Here is a 20,094-nt window from a genome sequence, read left to right on the forward strand (position 1 = left end):
GAGGCGCTGGGCTTCCCTGAATTCATCCTCCCCTGAATTCTTCGCTAAACAAAAAAACGCGGCCGAAGCCGCGTTTTTTACGTTTGTGGCTCGTCGAGCCGGCGCTTAGCGCAACCGTCCGCTGGCATGGGCAAGCATCGTATAGACCTTGCCCGTGTCCGATGTGAGGTAGTTCTGCGTCGTGGTATTGTCACGATCATTGCGCGTCACATCTTCCAGCAGGCGCTCGAAATCATCCATATAGCGGTCTACAGCGCGCTTGAATTCGCTGTCGGACTGATATTTGCGCTTGATCTCGTCGAAGGTCTGCTGGCCCTTCAGCGTGTAGAGGCGACGCGTGAAGACGTTGCGCTCGCCCGCCCGATAACGCTGCCAAAGTTCAACAGACGCATCATGATCAATGGCACGCGTGATGTCGACCGACAGTGAGTTGAGGGATTCGACCACCTGGCCCGGCGTGCGGCCGGCGGGCACCTTGGCAGCCGCGTCGCTCTCTTCGGTCGATGCGCGGCGCAGAAGATCCGACACCCAGCCATTGCCGCCGGCGCGTGGCTGCTCGGCATTGCCGCGCGTGTCGATCGTTCCGCGCATGGCGGGTGCCGCCGGTGCGGGAGCGGCAGGGGCGGGACGCGGTGCGGCGACCTGCGGCTGCGGAGCCGCAGCGACCGCCGCTCTTGCCGGTGCAGCGCGCTGGGCGCGGGCTTCACCGACATCGGTAAGGCGGCCGGACTTCTGCACGATTTCCGAAAGTTCCTTCAACGCATTGATCTGTTCCGCCACGGCCTTGCGCATCTGCGCAGTGGACTGCTTGGCTTCTTCTGGCATGTCCATGACGCCGCGCTGCAGTTCGGCGCGTGTCTGCTCGAGTTCCGTGCGGATCGCCGCCGAGGAACGACGGATTTCATCCGTCGCATTGGCGAACTTCTGCGAAGCCTGCTCGACGACTTCCGAAATCGAGTTGCGAATCTGCTCCGTCGTCTGCGACGCGCGTCCTTCAGCCCGATCGAAGGCAGAAGCCACCAGCGTTTCGAAGGAGCGCATATTCTTCTCGATCATCTCCGACTTGGCGACGAGACCTGCTGCCAGCGACTGAAGTGCTTCCTGCCTGTCATCGAAAGTGGATGCGAGGTTGGACTGGGAAGCATTGATCAGTTCGGCCGCGTTGCTCAGCATCGCACCATGTTCGTCGAAGCGCTTGGCGATGGAGGCAATATCCGTGAGCGTGCTGTTCGACAGATGCGAAAGCTTGCCCATATTGCCGTCGATCAGGCGCGTCGAGTTCTCGAACGATTCCGCGGCCTTGGTCGCGTTCTCGGCGAAGGCGGTCGTCGTATCCAGCAGGCGGCCGTCAATATCGCCGAGGTTCTTCGTGGCCATGTCGATGAGTTCGCCCAGCTTGGCATTCGACGACGACAGGCGATCGATGAGATTGCTTACATCGTCCGTCAGGCCTGCCTTGGCTGCCTGAACGGCGGTGATGGTTTCCGCGGTACGGCTGGCGATCGCGTTGATGAGCGCTGCATTCTCTACCCGCAGCCGCTCAGTTGCCGAGGTGGTGGCCTCGACCAGTTGCGATGCGAGCGTGCGTCCATTGTCCGCAAGGCTTTCGACCAGCGGCTGGGCGGTATTGTCGAGAATGCTGAGGATTTCCTGCGAACGGGCGGAAAGAACCTCGTTCAGCTGGCGTGTGCTCTCGGCGAGCTTGGACGCCGTGCTGTCCGTTGCCGCCGTGAAGCGCGCCTCGAGAGCTTCGAGGTTGGCGGCGGCTTCGGTCGCACGCTGGCCGAGACGCTTCTCGGTTTCGCTCAGGCTTTCCACCATGCGCTGGCTGAAAGCTTCGCCATGGCCGTCGAGCGCCTCTCCGGCCTTCTGCGCTTCGGTGGAGAGCGACGAGGCGGCCTCCGAAATCTTGTCGCGCAGGCTGCGTGCAACGACAGACGCGCTCTGTTCGAGCGATTTGCGGACGTTTTCCACGCCGATCGCCAGTGCGTTCTGCATCGTATTGGTCCGCTCGTCGATCGTCCCGCCATGGCTTTCGAATGCCTTGGCCAGGATTTCGGAGCTGTTCTGCAGGACCGTCTGTAGCTCTGCAGTACGGCTGTTGATGGCCTCCGACTTCGCGTCGAGGACCGTTCCGAGTTCGGCATTGCCCTTTTCGAGCGCCGCACGAATGCCAGCAATGCGCTGCTCCAACTGGTTCGCATGATCGTTGAGCGTGTCGCCGACGCGGGAGTCGCTTTCCGACAGCGCCGCGCGGATGGCCGCTGCGCGTTCATCCAGAGCGTTGAGGTGCAGCGACAGCGTATCGCCGATCTGGCCGTTGCTGCTATCGAGCAGGGAACGGATGCCGGTAGCGCGGTCCTCGATGTCGCTGGCATGCTTCGCCAACGTCTCGCCGATACGCACATGTGTGTGCTCCAGCGCCGCCTGGATACCCGAAGCACGCTCGTCGAGCACGGAGGCGTGGGCGGCAAGCGTCTGGCTGATACGCTCGTCACTGTTGACAAGGGCCTGCTCGATGCCTGCGGTGCGTTCGTCGATAGAACTTGCGTGGGACGACAGGATCTCGCTGATGCGGGAATCGCTGTTGATCAGCGCAGCACCGATTCCGGCCGTACGTTCCTCGATCGTGCTGGCATGGGAGGCGAGCACATCGCCAATCTTGGCATCGCTGTTGCTGAGCGCCAGTTCGATGCGATTGGTGCGCTCGTCCACGGATTCGAGGAAGCTGCCGAGCGTGCCGTCGATCTGGGTGCCGCTGTTGAGCAGGGTTGCCTGGATCTCCGCATTGCGTGCATCGATCGTCTGGGTATGGGCGGCGAGGGTTTCGCCAAGCCGGGCATTGCTATTGCTGAGAGCGAGCTGAATCTCCTGATTGCGCTCGTCAAGGCCTTGATTGTGCTTGTCCAGGGTCTGCGCGATCTTGGCATGAGTCTCGACGAAGGCCGAGCGCATGCCCGAAGTCCGGTCGTCCATGATCTTGGCATGCGCTTCCAGCGTCTGCCCGATCTTGGCGTCGGTTGCCTGGAGCGCCGTCTCTATGTCGGCGCTGCGCAGATCGATATTGCGTGCATGCTCGTCGAGCGTGGCGCGGATTCTGCTATCCGTATCGGCGAATGCGGCATGTATGCCGGACGTCCGCTCCTCGACAGCCTTGGTATGCTGCTCCAGTGCCGCGCCGATGCGGGCATCATTGTCTTCAAGGGAAGCGCGCAGGCCCGCAGCCTTTGTCTCGAGAGCATTGCCGTGACCCTCGATGATCTGGCCGATAGCAGACGTGCTGCTCTCGAGGATGGTCTTCAGGTTGGACGTATGGTCGCCGATCTGACCGGCCTGGTCCCTGATGATCGATGCGGCGCGTTCGGTCTCGCCGGCGAGCGTCGCCGCCAGTGCTTCGCGGTTTTCGGCCAGCTTTTCGGCAAATGCTGCCGTATTGGTCGAAAGCAGGCTGCCAACCGACTCCGAAAGGCTGGAAAGGTCGTTGCCGATCTTCGCCTTTGTCTCATCGACGATACCGTCGATCGACGCACGTCCGTCGGTGAAGGTGCGGGCGATATCGCGGGTACGCTCTATCAATTGCTCGTTGATCTGGCGCGCACGCGCTTCCAGTGCCGAATTGAGGCGTTCCGTGCTGGTATCCAGCGCCTGCGCACGCGTCTCGAACTCGGCGAGAAGCGAACGGCCGCGTTCGTTGATCGTCGTATCGAGGCCGGCAAGGCGGCTGTCGAACTCACCGACCAGCGTCTGTGTTGCGTTGCCGAGGAGCGACAACATGCTGTTGGTACGTCCGTCGAGCGTATCCGCCAGCTTCATCGTCACGGAATCGGTCTGTTCCGACAGGGCGGCGATGCGCATTTCCAGAAGATTTGCAAAGGCTTCGCCGGAAGTGCTGATCTTGTTTGATATGTCGTCGGAACGCGATACGATCGATTCCGCGATGGCCTGGCCACCCTGCGTTAGCCGGTCGATGAGCGATTCGCCCGACTGGTTGATCGACATGCTGAGATTGGTCGAGGCATGGGCAAGATGATCGCGCAGCGATTCGCCCGCCTGGGAGAGTTCGTCCTTCAATTGTTCATGAGCGCTGGAAATCGACGCCCGGACGCGCTCGGCATGGCCGATGACGGACTCGCGCTCGCCGCCCAGGCGATCGACCAGTGTGCGGATGCGATATTCATTGTCGGTGTAGACGCGCTCCAGCTGGTTGACCTCGGTCTGAACGAGGGTTTCGAGTTCCACGGCGCGAGCAAGCGTGCGTTCGACGCCTTCGCTCATGGCCGCCACCTCGCGACGCACGGCCTGGCCGAGCGAGGCCACGCGATCGGAGGAAAGCATTTCCGGCTCGGAAAGGCGCATCGCCGCTTCGGCCATCGACCGCGCAGCGTACTGCATTTCCTGTGCCCGCCTGATCATCATGGAGAAGGCGAAGAACAGCATGATCGGAACGACGATCGCCACCGCAATGCCGATTGCATGCGGGCGCGCCGCGAAGTCCGACAGCGAACCGATAGACCACAGCGAGGAGCCGTAAAGTGCATGGCCGAGCGCCAATACGCCGGCTGCCCAGACTGCGCTGACCACGGCAGTGATGAGGCCATAGGAGCGCGGCTGCGGCAGGGACGATGCGGAGCGCGAGGCTTTCGATGCCTGCAGGAGATCGTCGTTGGCCGCTCTGAAGGATGGCTGCGCCGGCACCGCCGGGGCCTTCGGCGGGGCAGGAGGAGCAGCCGGAATGGGATTTGCGGCCTTGATCTGCGGCTTTGGCGCAGGAAGGGGAATCGCGGCGATTTCAGCCGTGGCCGGCTTGGGCTGAGGCTCGGACAGCTTTACAGGCTCGGCCTCCGGCTCGCTGTTCGTGTCGAATTTCTCGGCCGCCAGTTCCTGGGCAGCCTGGGAAATCTGCTCTTCGAGATCGTTCAGGGAAAGGATGTCATCATCATCGATTGGCGACAGGTCCATATCCATCCCGAGCGTCGACTCGTCGAAGTCGATTTCCAGGGCCTTTTCAAGGGCTTCTCCGAGTTCGTCTTCGGCTTTGAACGCCTTGTTTTTTGGGGCTGTGGCCATGTTTACCTCACAATATTGGACGGCGGCCACATGCGAAGCCTGCCGCGCCATACTCTTTACGCCGCTATCCTAATGTACTGGCACATGGATTGGAAAGAAACAATGGAATCCCGAAATGCTTAAAAGTTTAAACACAAGGTTAATTTTTGAAGCTCGCGACAAATTTCATTTGCCGGAAAAAATTTACCAGGTGTTCACCATAGCACGCCATTTCGGGGGCTTTTCTGCCTCGTTTTAACCTAGAAGCAGGTGCAATGGGGGACTGTGTTCGTTCAGTTGTAAAAGCGTTCAGGAGAATATTCAATGGCACTACAAGCATCAATGGCCTTCGCTTCGCCGGGTGGCGAGCGATCGCAACCGACGCGTAACCGACCGATTGATCTTGTTCATCTAACGCGCGAAACATTCGGCAACAGAGCTCTCGAAACCGAGATACTGAACCTGTTTTCCCGTCAGACATGCGGCATCGTGGATCGCCTGCTCCAGGCGAATGCACAGGAGCGCGTGCGGCTTGCCCGTTCGCTCAAGGGGTCGGCGGAGGCCATCGGCGCGTTTGGAGTGGCCGAACTGGCGGAGGCTGTGGAAAACGCGCCTGCCGACGCGAAGAATGTCAAGGCGCTGCGGCCGGCGATCGATGCGGCCCGGGATTATATAGCAGCCATTACCCGCTGAAAGCTGCCCGGGCATCGCGGGCCCTGCGTCAGGGAGTACAGTTGACTTGGCCGTTCAAAGCCCTATGTCAGCGGTAAATTTCTCGACCAGGACACTTTAATAATGGCGAAGATTACATTTGTCGCATTCGACGGCACACGCATCGAGGCGGAAGCAGAAAATGGCTCGACCGTCATGGAAAACGCCATCCGCCACGCGGTGCCGGGCATAGACGCCGAATGCGGGGGCGCCTGTGCCTGTGCAACCTGTCATGTCTATGTCGACGAGGAGTGGACGAGCACCACGGGCGATCCCGAGGCGATGGAAGAGGACATGCTCGACTTTGCCTATGATGTGCGCCCCAATTCCCGCCTGTCATGCCAGATACGCGTATCGGACGAGCTCGACGGCCTGGTGGTTCACGTTCCCGAGCGGCAGTCCTGACACTGGCGACGCCGTCTTTCCCTTGAAAATTCCTCACCGGCTGTTGAGATAATTCCTCGGCAGCCGGTTTTGACGTCAGACAACCGGTTCTCCGGCTTGACCTGACCAGACACAATCGCTACGCGAACGGCAGCCCGCGTGCTTGCACGCCAGCCATCCCCCACATTCTGCGCCAGCAGATCATTCCCGGCACGAGGACGTTGTGATGAGCGAGATGATAAAAACCGATGTTGTGATCATTGGAGCAGGGCCTGTCGGCTTGTTCGCCGTGTTCGAGCTTGGTCTTTACGATCTGAAATGCCACCTCATCGACATTCTCGATCGTCCCGGAGGGCAGTGTGCCGAGCTCTATCCGGAGAAGCCCATCTATGACATCCCGGCCTGGCCGGTGATCAGCGGCCACGAACTGACCGAGAAGCTTCTGGAGCAGATCAAGCCGTTTTCGCCCGAGTTCCATTTCAACCGCATGGTCACAAAGCTCGAACGCCAGGAAGACGGGACGTTCCATGTCGAGACCGACGAGGGCGAAGTCTTCGAAGCGAAGGTGGTGGTGATTGCTGCCGGGGGTGGCTCCTTCCAGCCAAAGCGGCCGCCTGTGCCGGGCATCGAGGAATATGAGGGCAAGAGCGTCTTTTATTCCGTCCGCCGCATGGAAGAGTTCCGCGACCAGGACATATTGATCGTCGGTGGCGGCGATTCAGCGCTCGATTGGGCGCTGAACCTCCAGCCGATCGCACGCAGCCTGACCGTCGTGCACCGGCGCGCGGAATTCCGTGCTGCCCCGGACAGCGTGAAGAAGATGTTCGAACTCGTCGAGAGTGGCAGCGTTCGCTTTGAATTGGGGCAGGTCGCCGGCCTGAAGGGCGCCGATGGCCAGCTCTCCCATGCGGTGATCAAGGGTTCGGAGGGGGAGGTCGAAATCCCCACGACCCGCCTGCTTCCTTTCTTCGGCCTGACGATGAAGCTTGGCCCGATCGCAGATTGGGGCCTCAATCTTCACGAGAACCTCATTCCGGTGAATGTCGAAACATTCGAAACGTCGGAAGCCGGAATATTCGCCATCGGCGACATAAACTGGTATCCGGGCAAGCTGAAGCTCATCCTTTCCGGCTTCCATGAGGCTGCCCTCATGACCCAGGCCGCCAAACGCATCGTCAATCCGGGCGAGCGGGTGGTGTTCCAGTACACGACGTCATCGACGAGCCTGCAGAAGAAGCTCGGCGTCAGTTGACGCCGACGCGGTCGGGAATCAATGGCTGCCGAACTCGCGAATGATGCGATAGGCCAGCAGACGCTCGAAACGGGCATCGAAATTGATGCTTTCGACCCTGTCGAAACGGACCTGCGCGGCGTCGTGCTCCTTGAGCAGTCGCGCGGTGATCTTGTCGACGTCGGCCTTCATCTTCACGCAATCGCTGCGCCAGTGCAGGGCCTTGATCCGCCGTTCCATATCGCCCGCCGCCGTATGGGCGATGGCGATATGGCTCTCCTCATGCCGTTTGATGTCGGCTGAAAGCGTATCCCAGATCAGCGCCAGATCCGTCCTTGCGGTGCGCCTTTGCTTCCAGCGGGGCAGGTAGACATTGGCATGGACGATGATATCGGCATCGACAACCCGGCAATTTTTGGCGGTCGACGCGAATTTCACCTTGCTGTCGAAGCGCATCCGCGTCATCCCGGGATGTCTGGCGCCGGTCTTGCGCAAGATCGGGCCGCGTCGCCCGAGTTCGCGGTCAAGATCGCTGGCGGTCGTCCCGTTGATCGGGAAATACTGGTATTTTCGCAGCACGGTTGCCGCATTGGCCGTGGTCAGCGTCATTGCCGAGCCAATGAGGGCAGCACAGACGGATGCAAATATTCTGGCCCGGATACGCATTGAAAACTTCCTTTGATCATGGCCAGTCTGCCTCATCGACAGCTTAGCGTCAAAAACCTTGCCGATGAATTGACGTAGACGCGGTTCTGTTGAAAAACGGCTTAGGCAATCAACGATGTATTGGAGGCGCGGCTGATGGAACGGGAATGGCAATTGGCGCATGGCCGCTCTCTGACGCTGGGCAAACGGGCACTGCTCATGGGCATATTGAACGTCACGCCCGATTCCTTCTCCGATGGCGGCTTGCATCTATCCATTCCGGCAGCGCTGGCTGGCGCGCGCAAGATGATCGGCGAGGGCGCCTCGATCATCGATGTCGGCGGAGAATCGACGCGGCCCGGCGCAACAAGGGTGGAACCGGCGGTCGAACAGTCACGGGTGCTCCCGGTCATCGAGGCGCTGAGCAAGGAAACCGATATCATCATTTCCGTCGATACCTACCGGGAGGAAACCGCGCGGCTGGCCGTGGAGGCGGGCGCCCATATCGTCAATGACGTCTGGGGCGTCCAGCGCGAACCTGCCATTGCCGATCTTGCCGCCCGGACGGGGGCGGGCCTGGTGATCATGCACACGGGACGCGAGCGGGAGCGGGACCCTGACGTGATCGCCGACCAGTTCTTCTTTCTGAATCGCTCGCTCGAGATCGCCAGACTTGCCGGTGTCGCAGAAAACCAGATCGTTCTTGATCCTGGTTTCGGCTTTGCCAAGGATACGGCCGAGAACATCGCGCTGATGGATCGTTTCTCGGAATTGTCGGCCTTCGGCTTTCCGTTCCTGGCGGGCACGTCGCGCAAGCGGTTCCTTGGCGGCGTTTCGGGCGGGGAGGCCGATGAGCGCGACGTCGCCACGGCGGCATCCTCCGCGATTCTGCGTCTGGCCGGCGCCGAGATATTCCGCGTCCACGACGTTGCCATGAGCAGGAAAGCACTGGCGCTGGCCGATGCCATCCTCGAAGCCCGGAATCAAAGGGGTGGGAGGCCATGAACCGCGCGTGGCTGGGCCTCGGCGGCAATCTCGGCGATCCGATCAAGGCCATGAGCAAGGTCCTGCGGAGCCTCGATGGACGCGACGATACGACGGTGAGGGCGGTGTCGCCGGTTTATATGACGCCCCCCTGGGGCAAGACGGACCAGCCGGCTTTCAAGAATGCCTGTGCCGAAATTGCGACGACACTCTCTCCGCAGCAATTGTTGCGTGTGGGCCTCGATATCGAACTCGAATTGAAACGGGAGCGGCTCGAACGCTGGGGGCCGCGTGTCATCGATGTGGATATATTGGTCTATGAAGGGATCGGCGTTCTCGAAGAGCCGGAACTGACGCTGCCGCATCCAAGGATGACGGAACGGGCATTCGTGCTGGTTCCTCTTGCCGACATAGCGCCGGATCTGGTCGTCGGGGGTCTTTCCATCGCCGAATGGGCATCCAGTTCGGATGCTTCCGGCATAGAGAGGATCACGCCGGGCGACGATTGGTGGCAGTCAGGCTGATCCTGGTGGGGATCAGTTCTTGGCGATGCTGCCGACAGCGGTCTCATCGACGCGCTTCAGCGACATGCCGACGACCGGAATCATCTGGTCCTCGAGACGTACGGATATCGTGACGTTGAGGCTGTTGTCGCCGGTCATTTTCGCCTGCATCGCACCGCTCAGCTGCTTGCGGCTGATGGCGAGCACGACGCGATTTCCCGAAACATTGCCGCCGGTGATGTCGAGGCCCTTGCCGGCGGAGCCATCAAGGAAGCTGCCCTTGTAGCTGTTTCCGGTGCGCACGACCGTTGCTTTCATCGGCTGATTGAAGATGCCGACGCGGCAGTTTCCGTCGAGGGTCATGCCTGTTGCTGCTGTTGGTGTCGAACCGTCCAGCGTGCAGGTGAATTTCGTGCCCTTGTACTTGCCGGCGACAATTTCGCCGGGCCCCACCCATTGGCCTTCGATGGTCTGGAAGAATTCCGCGTCCTTGTCCTTGGCATGGGCCGTCATTGCCATAAGCGAGCAGGCAAACAGGGAGAGGGCGGCGGCTGCAACGCTTGTTTTCATTGAACGGACTCAACACAAATCATTGGAATGGATCGTTGGGCCAATCATCGTCCGGAATGGTTAATGGTTGGTTGCCACGGTTACGGCAAAGCGTGTTTATTCAAGCGGCGGCGCCTTTTGTCAATGGCAGAACCAGGCCGGAGGCGGCGATTGGCAGCCAGCTATCAGGGTTTCTTGACGCCGCCGATGCGGGCGAGATCGCCGATGAAATCGCCGATCGTGGGGCGCTTCTCCGATTGGAAGGGGAAGGGCCTGACCAGATCCATGGCCGATATACCGATGCGGGCCGTCATCAAGCCATTGATGACGCCTTCGCCAAGACGGGCGGAGAGGCGGGCGGCGATGCCATGGCCGACGAGTTGTTGAACGATACTGTCTCCCATCGCGACCGTGCCGGTCACGGCGAGATGGGCGATTACATTGCGCGCCAGCCGCAGGAAGCCAAGCGTACCCGGCCTTCCGCCGTAGAGTTCCGACAGGCGACGGATCAGCCTTGCCGATTCGAAGACGACATAGCCCACATCGACCAATGCACGCGGACTGACGGCCGTCACGATCGATACCCGCTTGGCGGCCGCCAGGATCAGTTCCCGCGCCTGGCGATCGAGCGGACGCAACAGCTCGGCCTCGCTCAACCTTATGAGGTCGCGCCCGTCGATCACGTCATCGCGCAACTCATGCAGCATGGCGCGGCCCTTGGCGGTGGCGGGCAGCGTCTCGGCGATGCCGACGAGTTTGGCCACGGCGGCCTTGGCCTGGCGCACGTCATTGTCGTTGGCCGCCCGCGCGGCTTCGACGCGCAATTCCTGCACCGTCGCCAGCCGCCGCAGCGCCAGCGCCTCCCGGGCAAGGAAGGCAAAGAGCGCGAGAGCGCCAACGACCGTTGCCGCCAGTGCGACCCAGCCGAGCCATGGCGCGCGTTCGAACAGCGTCCGGATCAGATTGTCGGCCCACAAGCCCACACCAAACGACACCAATATGCCGAGCGCGCTGGCGAAGACCGCCGCAAAGGAGAGACGCCTGCGCCTCGGAAGCGCCGGCGGCGGCGTCAAGGCGTCGAGTTCGTTCGCGGCGGCAGGGTCGAGATCGAAGATGTCGACCGCAGATGGCGTTACGACAGCGAGGTCCTTTATCGCAGCCGGCCGGCGCGGCGCGGAAGGCTCGCTGGTGGCTGGGGCCTCCTCATTCGGGGAACTGTCGACGCGGAACGATGCCGGCTTGCGCTTGTCGGTCATGCGAGGCGATCTCCGATGAGGAACTCGATTGCCCGGTCCAGCCTGATATGCGGCAGGGAGAGCGTATAGCCTTCCGCGGTCCGTTCGAGTTTCGGCGGGCGAAAACGCACGAACCTGACCATGGCATCTTCGGCGACAGGGCCTTCGAAAAGCGAATCAGGATCCTTGGGTAAGTCTCCGGGAAATATAGCGGTTTCCGTCTTTCCGTCGAACTCTTCATCGCCGATCGTCTCGCCCTCGATGGGCGTGCCGACGATGACCGGAAGAACGTCCTTTCCTTGCGTGACGGTTGCTTCCCTGGTCGTCCGGACAGCTGCCATGGCAAGGACATCCACCTGCGCGCCCGAGAAATCGGCGCGGGAGATTGCCCGGTCGACCAGGCGGCGCACGATCGCCTGCAGCCGGTCGTGGCTTTCATGATGCAACTGATCTGCCTTCGTCGCCGCCACCAATATCCGGCCGATGCGGCGTTGGACCAGACCAGTCAGGAAGTTGGTCACGCCGGGACGGAAACACGACAATATCTCCGTCAGCGCCCGCTCCAGATCGGCGACGGCGGCGGGACCCGCATTGATCGCCTGCATCGTATCGACAAGGACGATCTGTCGGTCGAGACGCGCAATATGTTCGCGAAAGAATGGCTTGACGACGTGGGTCTTGTAGGCCTCGTAACGCCGTTCCATCATCGCGGCCAGCGATCCCGGCTTGGTGCGGCCATCGCCAAGGGACGGCAAGGGCGCAAAGGTCAGGGCAGGCGAACCATCCAGGTCGCCGGGCATGAGAAAGCGGCCGGGTGGCAGGGTCGACAGCGCGCGTTCGTCCGCCTTGCCGGCGCGAAGATAATCGGTAAAGGCCTTGGCCAGCCCTTGCGCCGTCATCTCGTTGGCGTCGCCAGCCGGATCAACGGCGCCCGCGGCGGCAAGCCATGCCGCGGCAAGGTCCTTGCGGCTCTCCAATTGCGCCAGTTCGAACGAAGGCCGCGAGAACTCGGCATAGGACTTGTGCAAAAGCGGCAGATCCAGCAGCCACTCGCCAGGATAATCGACAATATCGACCGAGAGCTTGCCGCCGGAGAACATGCGGTTCCACATCGAGGCGGACTCATATTCGATCGTCAGCCGCAATTCGGAGATGGCGCGGGTCGAATCCGGCCAGATTCGCTCGTCGAGCAGTGCGTTCAGATGGTCTTCATATTGAAACCGCGGAACCGCATCATCGGGCTGCTGCTCGAGATAGGCTCGGGCGATACGTCCGGACTTCTGCGCCTGGAACAGCGGCAGCCGGCCGCCATGGAGCAGATTATGGACAAGTGCGGTGATGAACACGGTCTTGCCGGCGCGCGAAAGCCCGGTAACGCCGAGCCGCAGGGAAGGAGAAACCAGTGAAGCCGTACGGTCCGACAAAGTGTCCAGGGCAATCTTTGCTTCGTCGGTCAGTGTGGTCAGCGTTCCCAAATTTATATCCTGTGGCGGCGTTTGAGAGGTTGATGCCTCGCCCATATGGGGCACCGGCCCGCTAAAGACAAGAATTCACGCTCATAAGTGCTCGGATGGCGACAGGAACTCCCGCAATATGCCGTGGCCGGGACGGACATCCTGCAAGGGCGCGTCGAACTCGATCACGGCAAGCCCGGCAGTGGGAAAACCCGGCACGAAGCTTGGATGGGTAGGCGGATCGCCGCGCCCGGCCAGCGCGGTCGCCATTTCCTCCATCATGGGATTGTGCCCCACAAGCATTACCGATTGGGCCTGGTCGAATTCGAGGCCGATCATGCGGACGGCGAGGAGATAGGCATCCGGGCCGCCCGAATAGAGTTTTTCCGCCTCCTGGTGCGCCAGGCGCGGCGTGATATCGACATGTTCGAGCGTCTGGCGGGCGCGGATTGCCGGCGAACACAGGATGACGTCGGGAATGAGCTCCATTCGCCGCATCGTCTCGCCCAGCATTCGCGCTGCGTCGATACCGTCCTTGTCGAGCGTTCGATCGAAATCCTTCTGGCCGGTGGTCGGCCAGACAGCTTTTGCATGCCGCAACAGGAAGACTCTACTCATTGGCACCCCCCTCCGGATGAGCGTTGCACGCTTTTCACGCAGAGGCAATTGCCTGCTTTGCGCGCCGGGAAACAGCCCGGCCGATCAAAAAAATGTGCACAACCATACTGCGAAATTAATATGCTCCGTGCATCCATTGCGAGCATCGCCTGGTCTGCTGCGCATGCCCACGCCACTAAAAATGATCAATTTGGTCCGATTTCGGCCGCTGCAACGATAATTTTACGGAACTTTGCTGATATTTTGAGCGTATTCGTAGGGAGATGTGGCCGACCTCTTATGCTTTTGTAGTTGTGTGCCAATCTGACACGACATATATAGGCCTCCTCGCGTCTCATAGGTGCAGGGTGATTCAATGATGAATAAGCTTATCGATCTTGACTACAAGCCCACGGATGACGAGCCCTTCATGAGTGATCGGCAAAAATCCTACTTTCGTGAAAAACTGATCAACTGGAAAAACGATATCCTGCGGGAGGCGCGCGAAACGCTTGAGATCTTGCAGCAGGAAAATGCAAATCTACCGGACATCGCTGACCGTGCTTCCTCGGAAACAGACCGAGCGATCGAATTGCGTGCGCGTGACCGTCAGCGCAAGCTGATTTCGAAGATCGACGCGGCACTGCAACGGATCGACGACGGGACCTACGGGTTCTGCGAAGAGACCGGTGATCCCATCAGCCTGAAGCGGCTGGATGCCCGGCCGATCGCCACCTTGTCGATCGAGGCGCAGGAGCGCCACGAACGGCGCGAAAAGGTCTATCGCGACGACTGATACAGAAAAAGCCCGGTTCGCCGGGCTTTTTTTATGACCGCTGCATCGGACTGGAGGTTCAGCGCCTTTCGTCGCGCGAAAGTTCGCCAAGCAGACGCTCCATTTCGTCTTCGATTTCATCCGTTTTCTTCGGCGCCTCGTCCTTGCCTGGAGCGATATGGAGCTCGCCATCCGAGTCGCTGTCGAACTGGTCGTCGAAATCGACCTCGCCAAGATTGACCCTGTCCTCGTCCTTGGCAGGCGTCACCGCATCAAGGGACGAGCCTTGCACAGGCTCGGCGGGCGGGCTGTCGCGCAGGCTGAACGGAAAGGCGGCGGCCGTCGTCGGCCTCGGCTCGCTGATCGGCTCGATCCTCGGCCGCGGCGGCATTGCCGGGGACTGCGGACGTGGTTCGCCCGTGAAGGAAGGGGCTGGAGTGCTGCTTTTCTCCCATCCGGTTCCGGTGTCGCGCGCCGCTATGCTTGGCATGGGCGCTGCTGCTTCCGCAATCGGCGCTGGCGTATTGACGCGCGGGGCAGCGGACGGCGTCACTGGTGCCGATGGAACCGGCGATATCGGAATGCGAGGCGCATCCTCTTCGCCTGCCTCCGGTGCGGACGAGGCTGGCGGAGATACCGGTTGTGATTGCCTCGGCTGGGGCGCAGGCCGTCTTGACGCTTCGATGGGCGCTGCCTGTGGCGCTTGGCGCTGCGGCGTTTCCGCCGGCTTGGGCTCAGGTTTGAGATCGGGTTCGGGCGCCGCAATTGGCGCCGTTGCCACCGGCTCACTGCGCGGCGCCTTGGCGAACTGTCTTATGTTTTGCTCGACGATCACGTCGGTAGGGCCGCCGATCAGGATGAGATGCTCCACATCGTCACGGCGAACGAGCACCAGACGACGTCGATTGTCGACCGCGGCTGCGTCGGTGACGGAAAGCCTGACCTGCCGGTTTCGGCCGCCGGCAACGAAGGTTCCGCCCGTTAACCGGCGTAAAATGCCGAAAACGAGAAGGAGCAGGATGATGACCAGGGCAAACAATAGGACGAAGCCCACGATAGGCGCGGCTCGATCACCGACGATAGTTGCAAGCCAGGCATTCATGACGAGTCTCCTCTGCGATCTCTAACCCGAAACCATGCTCCCCAATGCGGGCTCGAAGCATATGTTTACATGACATTAGTGCCGGAACCTATTAATTTGATGGAAATGAGGCGACAGGGAAATCCCTCATATGCTGGTCGAATGCGTTTTCCCCACCCCGCCTGGCTCAACGTTCGCAGGCGGGCATATTGCTTCTTTGCCTGATGCTCAGGGCGCTCGTGGCAGAATTAATCGGCTGAAACTAACGGCTTGGCCATTGGTATGCAACTGCGTGCCCATGCGGTCCGGCCCGATAATCGTGGAATAACGGACTTCCTGCGGGGGATGGGGTTTTACCTTTGGCGCAGATATGATCCAACCGATTCGAATGGGCGCGCCAGCCTGAGGGAAGAAGGGGTTTGAGACGGATGTCTCAAGAAACGAACAGCGATCTATATCCTGAGCCGATCATAGCGAAGACCAAGGCAAACCGGGCCGGCCTGCGGCTGGTTCTGCTGGGGGCGCTGCTGATCGGCGTGGCGGTGCTGTATTTCGTCTACCGCGATCAACTCGGCCAGCCATTCCTGCTCGGCCTTCTGGGGCTGCTCGCCATGATCGGCGTCTTCTACCTGTTCGGTTCGGCCATCAATGTCATCCAGTTCACCCCGCGCGGCACGAGCGACGAACTTACCCGTGCTTTCGTCGACACCTATCCCGAAGGAACCGTCGTTTGCGACCAGAAAGGGCGCATCGTCTACGCCAACCGGGCCTATGCGCAGCTCACCGGTGCCACTGGCGCCGACGACGTGCGCCCGGTCGAGCATATCTTGTCCGGCGAAGCGGCGGCGTCGGACCCGATCTACCGCCTCGCCAATGCGGTCCGGGACGGGATAGCGGGGCAGGTGGAAATACGCCTGTCGCGCCCGCTGGACCCGGCGCGGGAGCCGGTACCGACCTGGTATCGCGTCAAGACGCGTGCGGTCGCCGGAATTCCCGACCAGACCACGCCGGTATATGCCTGGCAGATCGCCGACATATCGGCGGAGCGGGCCGAGCAGGAGCGCTATTTTCAGGATATACAGGAGGCAATCGACCATCTCGATCATGCTCCCGCCGGCTTCTTCTCGGCCGACCCGGAAGGCCGCATCATCTATGTCAATGCCACGCTTGCCGACTGGCTCGGCATCGACCTGACCCGCTTTACTCCCGGTTCCATGACGGTGCGCGAGATCGTGGCCGGCAATGGCATGGCCCTGCTGGATGCCGTCCGGACCGAACCCGGCACCAGCCGCAACACCGTCATCGATCTCGATCTTGCCACGGCCCATGGTCAGAGCCTCGCCGTCCGCTTCTACCACCGTGTGCAAATACATCGCGATGGCCGCCGTGGACCGACGCGGACGATCGTCCTCAACCGTGCGGAGGGCGAGGACACGTCCGCCGCCTTGCGCGCCGCCGAAGTCCGCTTCACCCGCTTCTTCAATTCGGCCTCCATGGCCATTGCCGCCGTTGACGCCACCGGCAAGATATTGCGGACGAATGCGCGCTTCCTCGGCCTGTTCGCCCCTGTCGTAGACCGCGACGAGATCGATCGCCGCATCCCGCTCGAGACGGTGGTGCATGAGCGCGACCGCGATGCCTTCGACCGGGCGCTTGCCGCCGCCTTTGCGGGCAAAGCCGAGATTTCGCCGGTCGATACGGTCATTCCGGGCCATGAGGACAGGCATTTGCGCTTCTATATCAGCCCGGTCTTCGATGCCGGTGCGGAAGAGGGCGCAGAAGAAGCGGCCATCGTCTCCGTGGTGGAAACGACGGAGCAGAAGGCGCTCGAAGCGACGATGGCGCAGAGCCAGAAGATGCAGGCGGTCGGGCAACTCGCGGGCGGCATCGCCCATGATTTCAACAATGTCCTGACGGCGATCATCATGTCGTCGGACCTGCTCCTGTCGAACCATCGCGCCTCGGACCCTTCGTTCGCCGACATCATGAACATCAAGCAGAATGCCAACCGTGCTGCCTCGCTGGTGCGGCAATTGCTGGCATTCTCGCGTCGCCAGACATTGCGGCCGGAAGTGCTCAACCTTACCGATGTCATCGCCGATGTCCGCATGTTGCTGACTCGACTGGCGGGTACCCAGGTCAGCCTCAAGATCGAACATGGCCGCGATCTCTGGCCAGTCCGCGCCGATCTCGGCCAGTTCGAGCAGGTCATCGTCAATCTGACCGTCAATGCGCGCGACGCCATGCCTGAAGGCGGCGAACTCACCATCCGTACGCGCAACATGACCGAAGCGGAAAGCACGGAGCTGAACAACAGGGACGTGCTCCCGGGCGAATATGTCGTCGTCGAAGTCTCGGACACCGGCACCGGCATGGCGCCGGACGTCATCGCCAAGATATTCGAGCCGTTCTTCACCACCAAGGAAGTGGGCAAGGGGACGGGCCTCGGGCTTTCCATGGTCTATGGCATCATCAAGCAGACGGGTGGTTCCATCCACGCCGTATCTGAACTCGGCAAGGGATCGACCTTCCGCATATTGCTGCCGCGCTATGTGGAGGGGCAGCCCATGCCGCAGCTCAATGCCGAGGGTGAAACCATCATCATCGAGACTCCGAAGAAGGAGAAGAAGCAGGACAAGCCCAAGGATCTTTCCGGGTCGGCGACCGTGCTGCTGGTGGAAGATGAAGATGCGGTGCGTATCGGCGGGCTGCGCGCCCTGCAATCACGCGGCTATACGGTCCATGAAGCTTCCAGTGGCGTCGAGGCGCTCGAAGTCATGAAGGAACTGGACGGCAAGGTGGATATCGTCGTGTCCGACGTGGTGATGCCCGAAATGGACGGGCCGACGCTGCTGCGCGAGCTACGCAAGGAATATGGCGACATAAAATTCATCTTCGTCTCGGGTTATGCCGAAGATGCCTTCGCCAAGAACCTTCCCGAGGATGCCAAGTTCGGCTTCCTGCCGAAGCCATTCTCGCTGAAGCAGCTCGCCACGGCCGTCAAGGAAATGCTCGAAGAAGAGTGAAGGACCGTCGCATGTTGGCGATCGCGCGGCCTGGCGCTACGAATAGCTGTCATAGCTGGCATTGTCCGTCACCATCAGCCGCCGAAGCACGGTCAGCCCGTTCTTCAGTTCCTCGCCGCTGCCGGGAACGGTAATGCCGAGCCGCACGCGGTGGAACGTTTTCTCCGTGCGGCCGGTCTTGAATTCATCCTCGTCGTCGATGAGGACGCCTTCGTTCAAGGCCGCGTTCTTGAAGGTCGCCGACAGCCAGGGATCCGGCAGCTTGACCCAAAGGAAGGCTGACAGGGGCTGCGTGCTGAATTCGATACCGGCAAGAGCCTGGCGGGCAATGGCGCCCCGGCTCCTCACCTCATTGCGGACGCGCGCGCGGATTTCGTCCGCATCGCCCGAATTGACCAGCCGCGCCGTCAGTTCCGCCATGAGAAAGGGAAGGCCGCCGGTCACCATCTTATGGGCCGTATGCACGCGCGCGGCGAGATGCGGAGGGCAGGCGACCCAGCCGCCGCGCAGGCCGGCCGCGACCGACTTCGACATGCCGCCGATGACGAATGTGCGCTCGGGTGCGAAGGCTGCGATCTTTACATGATCGTCCTCGACCAGCGAGCCATAGATTTCATCCTCGATGATCCAGACATTGTAGCGGCGCGCGATCTCGGCGATCGCACGGCGATAGTCCTCGGGCATGGTGAATGCCGTCGGATTGTGCAGCGATGGCATGAGAAAGACGAGCTTCGGGTGCTGCTGGGCGCAAAGGCGCTCGAAATCCTCCGGCGTGGCGCTGCCATTCTGCGTGTGCATGATGATGCTGCGCCGGCCCATCAGATTGACGCTGCGGGCGGCCGAGCAATAGGTGAGGTCCTCGAAGGCAATCTTGTCGCCCGGCACGGTGACGGCAGCAATCGCCGCCAATATTGCGGAGTGGGCGCCAAGTGTCGGAACGACGCTTTCACCGTCCGGTGACCAGCCTGCGCCGGAGAGCCATCTGACGCCCGCATCGCGCCACGAGGCGGGCAGGCTACGCGAATAGCTCGCTATCTCGTTCGGGTGCTGCCGCGTGATCTCGGTCAGGGTGGAGCCCATGAGTTCCGCCTGGCCCACTTCCACTGCGGCGGTGCTGTCGAGCCGGATCAGCCCGGAATGGACGAAGGTCGAGCGTGTTCCACCGAAGGGCTCGCTCGGACTGGCGGGTGCCACGAGCCCCGCTGCCTTCGGATCCATCACATAGGTGCCGCGGCCCACCTCTCCACTGACGAGGCCGCGCTCACGGATCAGATTATAGGCGCGCCCGACCGTGCCGATGGTAACGCCGATATCGAAGGCGAGATTGCGCTGGGGCGGCAGTTTCGTCCCCGGCGGCAATATTCCACCGGCAATGTCGGCCTCTATTCGCTCCGCCAGGCGCAGGTAGAGCGGGCCCTTGCGGCCCTGATCGGGGTCATTGTCCAGATTTGGAAGCCAATTTGTCATGGTAACAATGAATATATTGCGTGTTGAATTGAGTCAATACATGACTGCAATCGCAGAATATGCAGACAATTTACTGCGGAACTATGGTTTGGAGACCGCAAAAATGAGTACAATTGATACAATCGGTGTCGATGAATGTGCAAACGCCCGTACCGATGGCGTGGCAATCGGTACGGCCGTGCGAACACCGTTCAAGGGCAGGCTGATTGCCGTGATCGACTGGATCGGCACTGCAATGATGAAGCGCCGTAGCCGGATCCACCTGAGCGAACTCACGGATGATCAATTGCGCGATATCGGGGTCGCGCCGCGGGAGGCGCGCCGGGAATCGGAACGCTTCTTCTGGGACTACCGATAGATTCGCTGAGCCGAATGCAGGAAAACCCGCGATCCGGTCCGGATCGCG

General features: G+C 61.1%; 16 protein-coding genes. 8 read left to right on the forward strand and 8 right to left on the reverse strand.

The features are described from left to right. Window positions 1–105: 105 nt before the first annotated feature. On the reverse strand, window positions 106–5,067 hold the full coding sequence (locus OSJ75_RS02230; RefSeq protein WP_267226644.1) for a kinesin: 4,962 nt from the start codon (window positions 5,065–5,067) through the stop codon (window positions 106–108). Between the two features lie 303 nt (window positions 5,068–5,370). On the opposite strand from OSJ75_RS02230, the gene OSJ75_RS02235 reads away from it, so the two are divergent. The 3 genes from OSJ75_RS02235 to OSJ75_RS02245 all read left to right on the forward strand — a co-directional run bounded on the left by OSJ75_RS02235 (window position 5,371) and on the right by OSJ75_RS02245 (window position 7,393). Beyond that, window positions 5,371–5,739: an Hpt domain-containing protein gene (locus tag OSJ75_RS02235; RefSeq protein ID WP_267226646.1), complete on the forward strand. Its 369-nt coding sequence runs from the start codon at window positions 5,371–5,373 to the stop codon at window positions 5,737–5,739. A gap of 102 nt (window positions 5,740–5,841) precedes the next feature. Next, window positions 5,842–6,162, forward strand: a complete 321-nt coding sequence (locus tag OSJ75_RS02240; RefSeq protein ID WP_250013618.1) for a 2Fe-2S iron-sulfur cluster-binding protein — start codon at window positions 5,842–5,844, stop codon at window positions 6,160–6,162. Window positions 6,163–6,367: 205 nt separating this feature from the next. Continuing rightward, on the forward strand, window positions 6,368–7,393 hold the full coding sequence (locus OSJ75_RS02245) for an NAD(P)/FAD-dependent oxidoreductase (RefSeq protein WP_267226650.1): 1,026 nt from the start codon (window positions 6,368–6,370) through the stop codon (window positions 7,391–7,393). Window positions 7,394–7,411: 18 nt separating this feature from the next. On the opposite strand, the gene OSJ75_RS02250 is transcribed toward OSJ75_RS02245, so the two are convergent. Continuing rightward, window positions 7,412–8,038 carry a DUF922 domain-containing Zn-dependent protease gene (locus tag OSJ75_RS02250; RefSeq protein WP_267226651.1) on the reverse strand — a complete coding sequence of 209 codons (627 nt, stop codon included), beginning with the start codon at window positions 8,036–8,038 and terminating at the stop codon, window positions 7,412–7,414. Between the two features lie 135 nt (window positions 8,039–8,173). On the opposite strand from OSJ75_RS02250, the gene folP reads away from it, so the two are divergent. Next, a complete protein-coding gene (gene folP / locus OSJ75_RS02255; protein WP_267226653.1) occupies window positions 8,174–9,022 on the forward strand; it encodes a dihydropteroate synthase in 849 nt (282 codons plus the stop codon). Continuing rightward, window positions 9,019–9,525, forward strand: a complete 507-nt coding sequence (gene folK, locus OSJ75_RS02260) for a 2-amino-4-hydroxy-6-hydroxymethyldihydropteridine diphosphokinase (protein WP_267226655.1) — start codon at window positions 9,019–9,021, stop codon at window positions 9,523–9,525. Before folP ends, folK begins: the two co-directional genes overlap by 4 nt. Window positions 9,526–9,537: 12 nt before the next feature. Here the strand turns inward: folK and OSJ75_RS02265 are convergent, their stop codons facing one another. From OSJ75_RS02265 to OSJ75_RS02280, 4 genes are all read right to left on the reverse strand, one after another. Then, on the reverse strand, window positions 9,538–10,074 hold the full coding sequence (locus OSJ75_RS02265; protein ID WP_250013631.1) for a hypothetical protein: 537 nt from the start codon (window positions 10,072–10,074) through the stop codon (window positions 9,538–9,540). 164 nt (window positions 10,075–10,238) lie between these two features. Then, window positions 10,239–11,309, reverse strand: coding sequence for a YcjF family protein (locus OSJ75_RS02270; RefSeq protein WP_267226658.1), 1,071 nt, complete (start codon window positions 11,307–11,309; stop codon window positions 10,239–10,241). Further along, window positions 11,306–12,763 (reverse strand): YcjX family protein, encoded by a 1,458-nt coding sequence (locus OSJ75_RS02275; protein WP_267226660.1) that lies wholly within the window; start codon window positions 12,761–12,763, stop codon window positions 11,306–11,308. The genes OSJ75_RS02270 and OSJ75_RS02275 overlap by 4 nt, the downstream gene beginning before the upstream one ends. Window positions 12,764–12,844: 81 nt before the next feature. Continuing rightward, complete coding sequence (locus tag OSJ75_RS02280; RefSeq protein WP_267226662.1) at window positions 12,845–13,360, reverse strand: SixA phosphatase family protein; 516 nt, start codon at window positions 13,358–13,360, stop codon at window positions 12,845–12,847. Between the two features lie 358 nt (window positions 13,361–13,718). Here OSJ75_RS02280 and dksA point away from each other — a divergent pair, with 358 nt between their 5' ends. Further along, window positions 13,719–14,135 (forward strand): RNA polymerase-binding protein DksA, encoded by a 417-nt coding sequence (gene dksA / locus OSJ75_RS02285; RefSeq protein WP_091877580.1) that lies wholly within the window; start codon window positions 13,719–13,721, stop codon window positions 14,133–14,135. Between the two features lie 58 nt (window positions 14,136–14,193). Here the strand turns inward: dksA and OSJ75_RS02290 are convergent, their stop codons facing one another. Continuing rightward, a complete protein-coding gene (locus tag OSJ75_RS02290) occupies window positions 14,194–15,216 on the reverse strand; it encodes a flagellar biosynthetic protein FliO (RefSeq protein ID WP_267226664.1) in 1,023 nt (340 codons plus the stop codon). Window positions 15,217–15,623: 407 nt separating this feature from the next. Between OSJ75_RS02290 and cckA the strand changes: the two genes are divergently transcribed. Next, window positions 15,624–18,221, forward strand: coding sequence for a cell cycle histidine kinase CckA (gene cckA, locus OSJ75_RS02295; RefSeq protein WP_267226666.1), 2,598 nt, complete (start codon window positions 15,624–15,626; stop codon window positions 18,219–18,221). Between the two features lie 36 nt (window positions 18,222–18,257). On the opposite strand, the gene OSJ75_RS02300 is transcribed toward cckA, so the two are convergent. After that, complete coding sequence (locus OSJ75_RS02300) at window positions 18,258–19,688, reverse strand: PLP-dependent aminotransferase family protein (RefSeq protein ID WP_267226668.1); 1,431 nt, start codon at window positions 19,686–19,688, stop codon at window positions 18,258–18,260. Between the two features lie 103 nt (window positions 19,689–19,791). On the opposite strand from OSJ75_RS02300, the gene OSJ75_RS02305 reads away from it, so the two are divergent. Beyond that, the gene (locus tag OSJ75_RS02305; protein ID WP_267226670.1) at window positions 19,792–20,046 is read left to right on the forward strand and encodes a DUF1127 domain-containing protein; all 255 of its coding nucleotides are present in this window, start codon (window positions 19,792–19,794) and stop codon (window positions 20,044–20,046) included. The last annotated feature ends 48 nt before the right edge of the window (window positions 20,047–20,094 follow it).

This window comes from Phyllobacterium sp. 0TCS1.6A (genome assembly GCF_026420825.1).
In the GTDB taxonomy this organism is placed as follows: domain Bacteria; phylum Pseudomonadota; class Alphaproteobacteria; order Rhizobiales; family Rhizobiaceae; genus Phyllobacterium.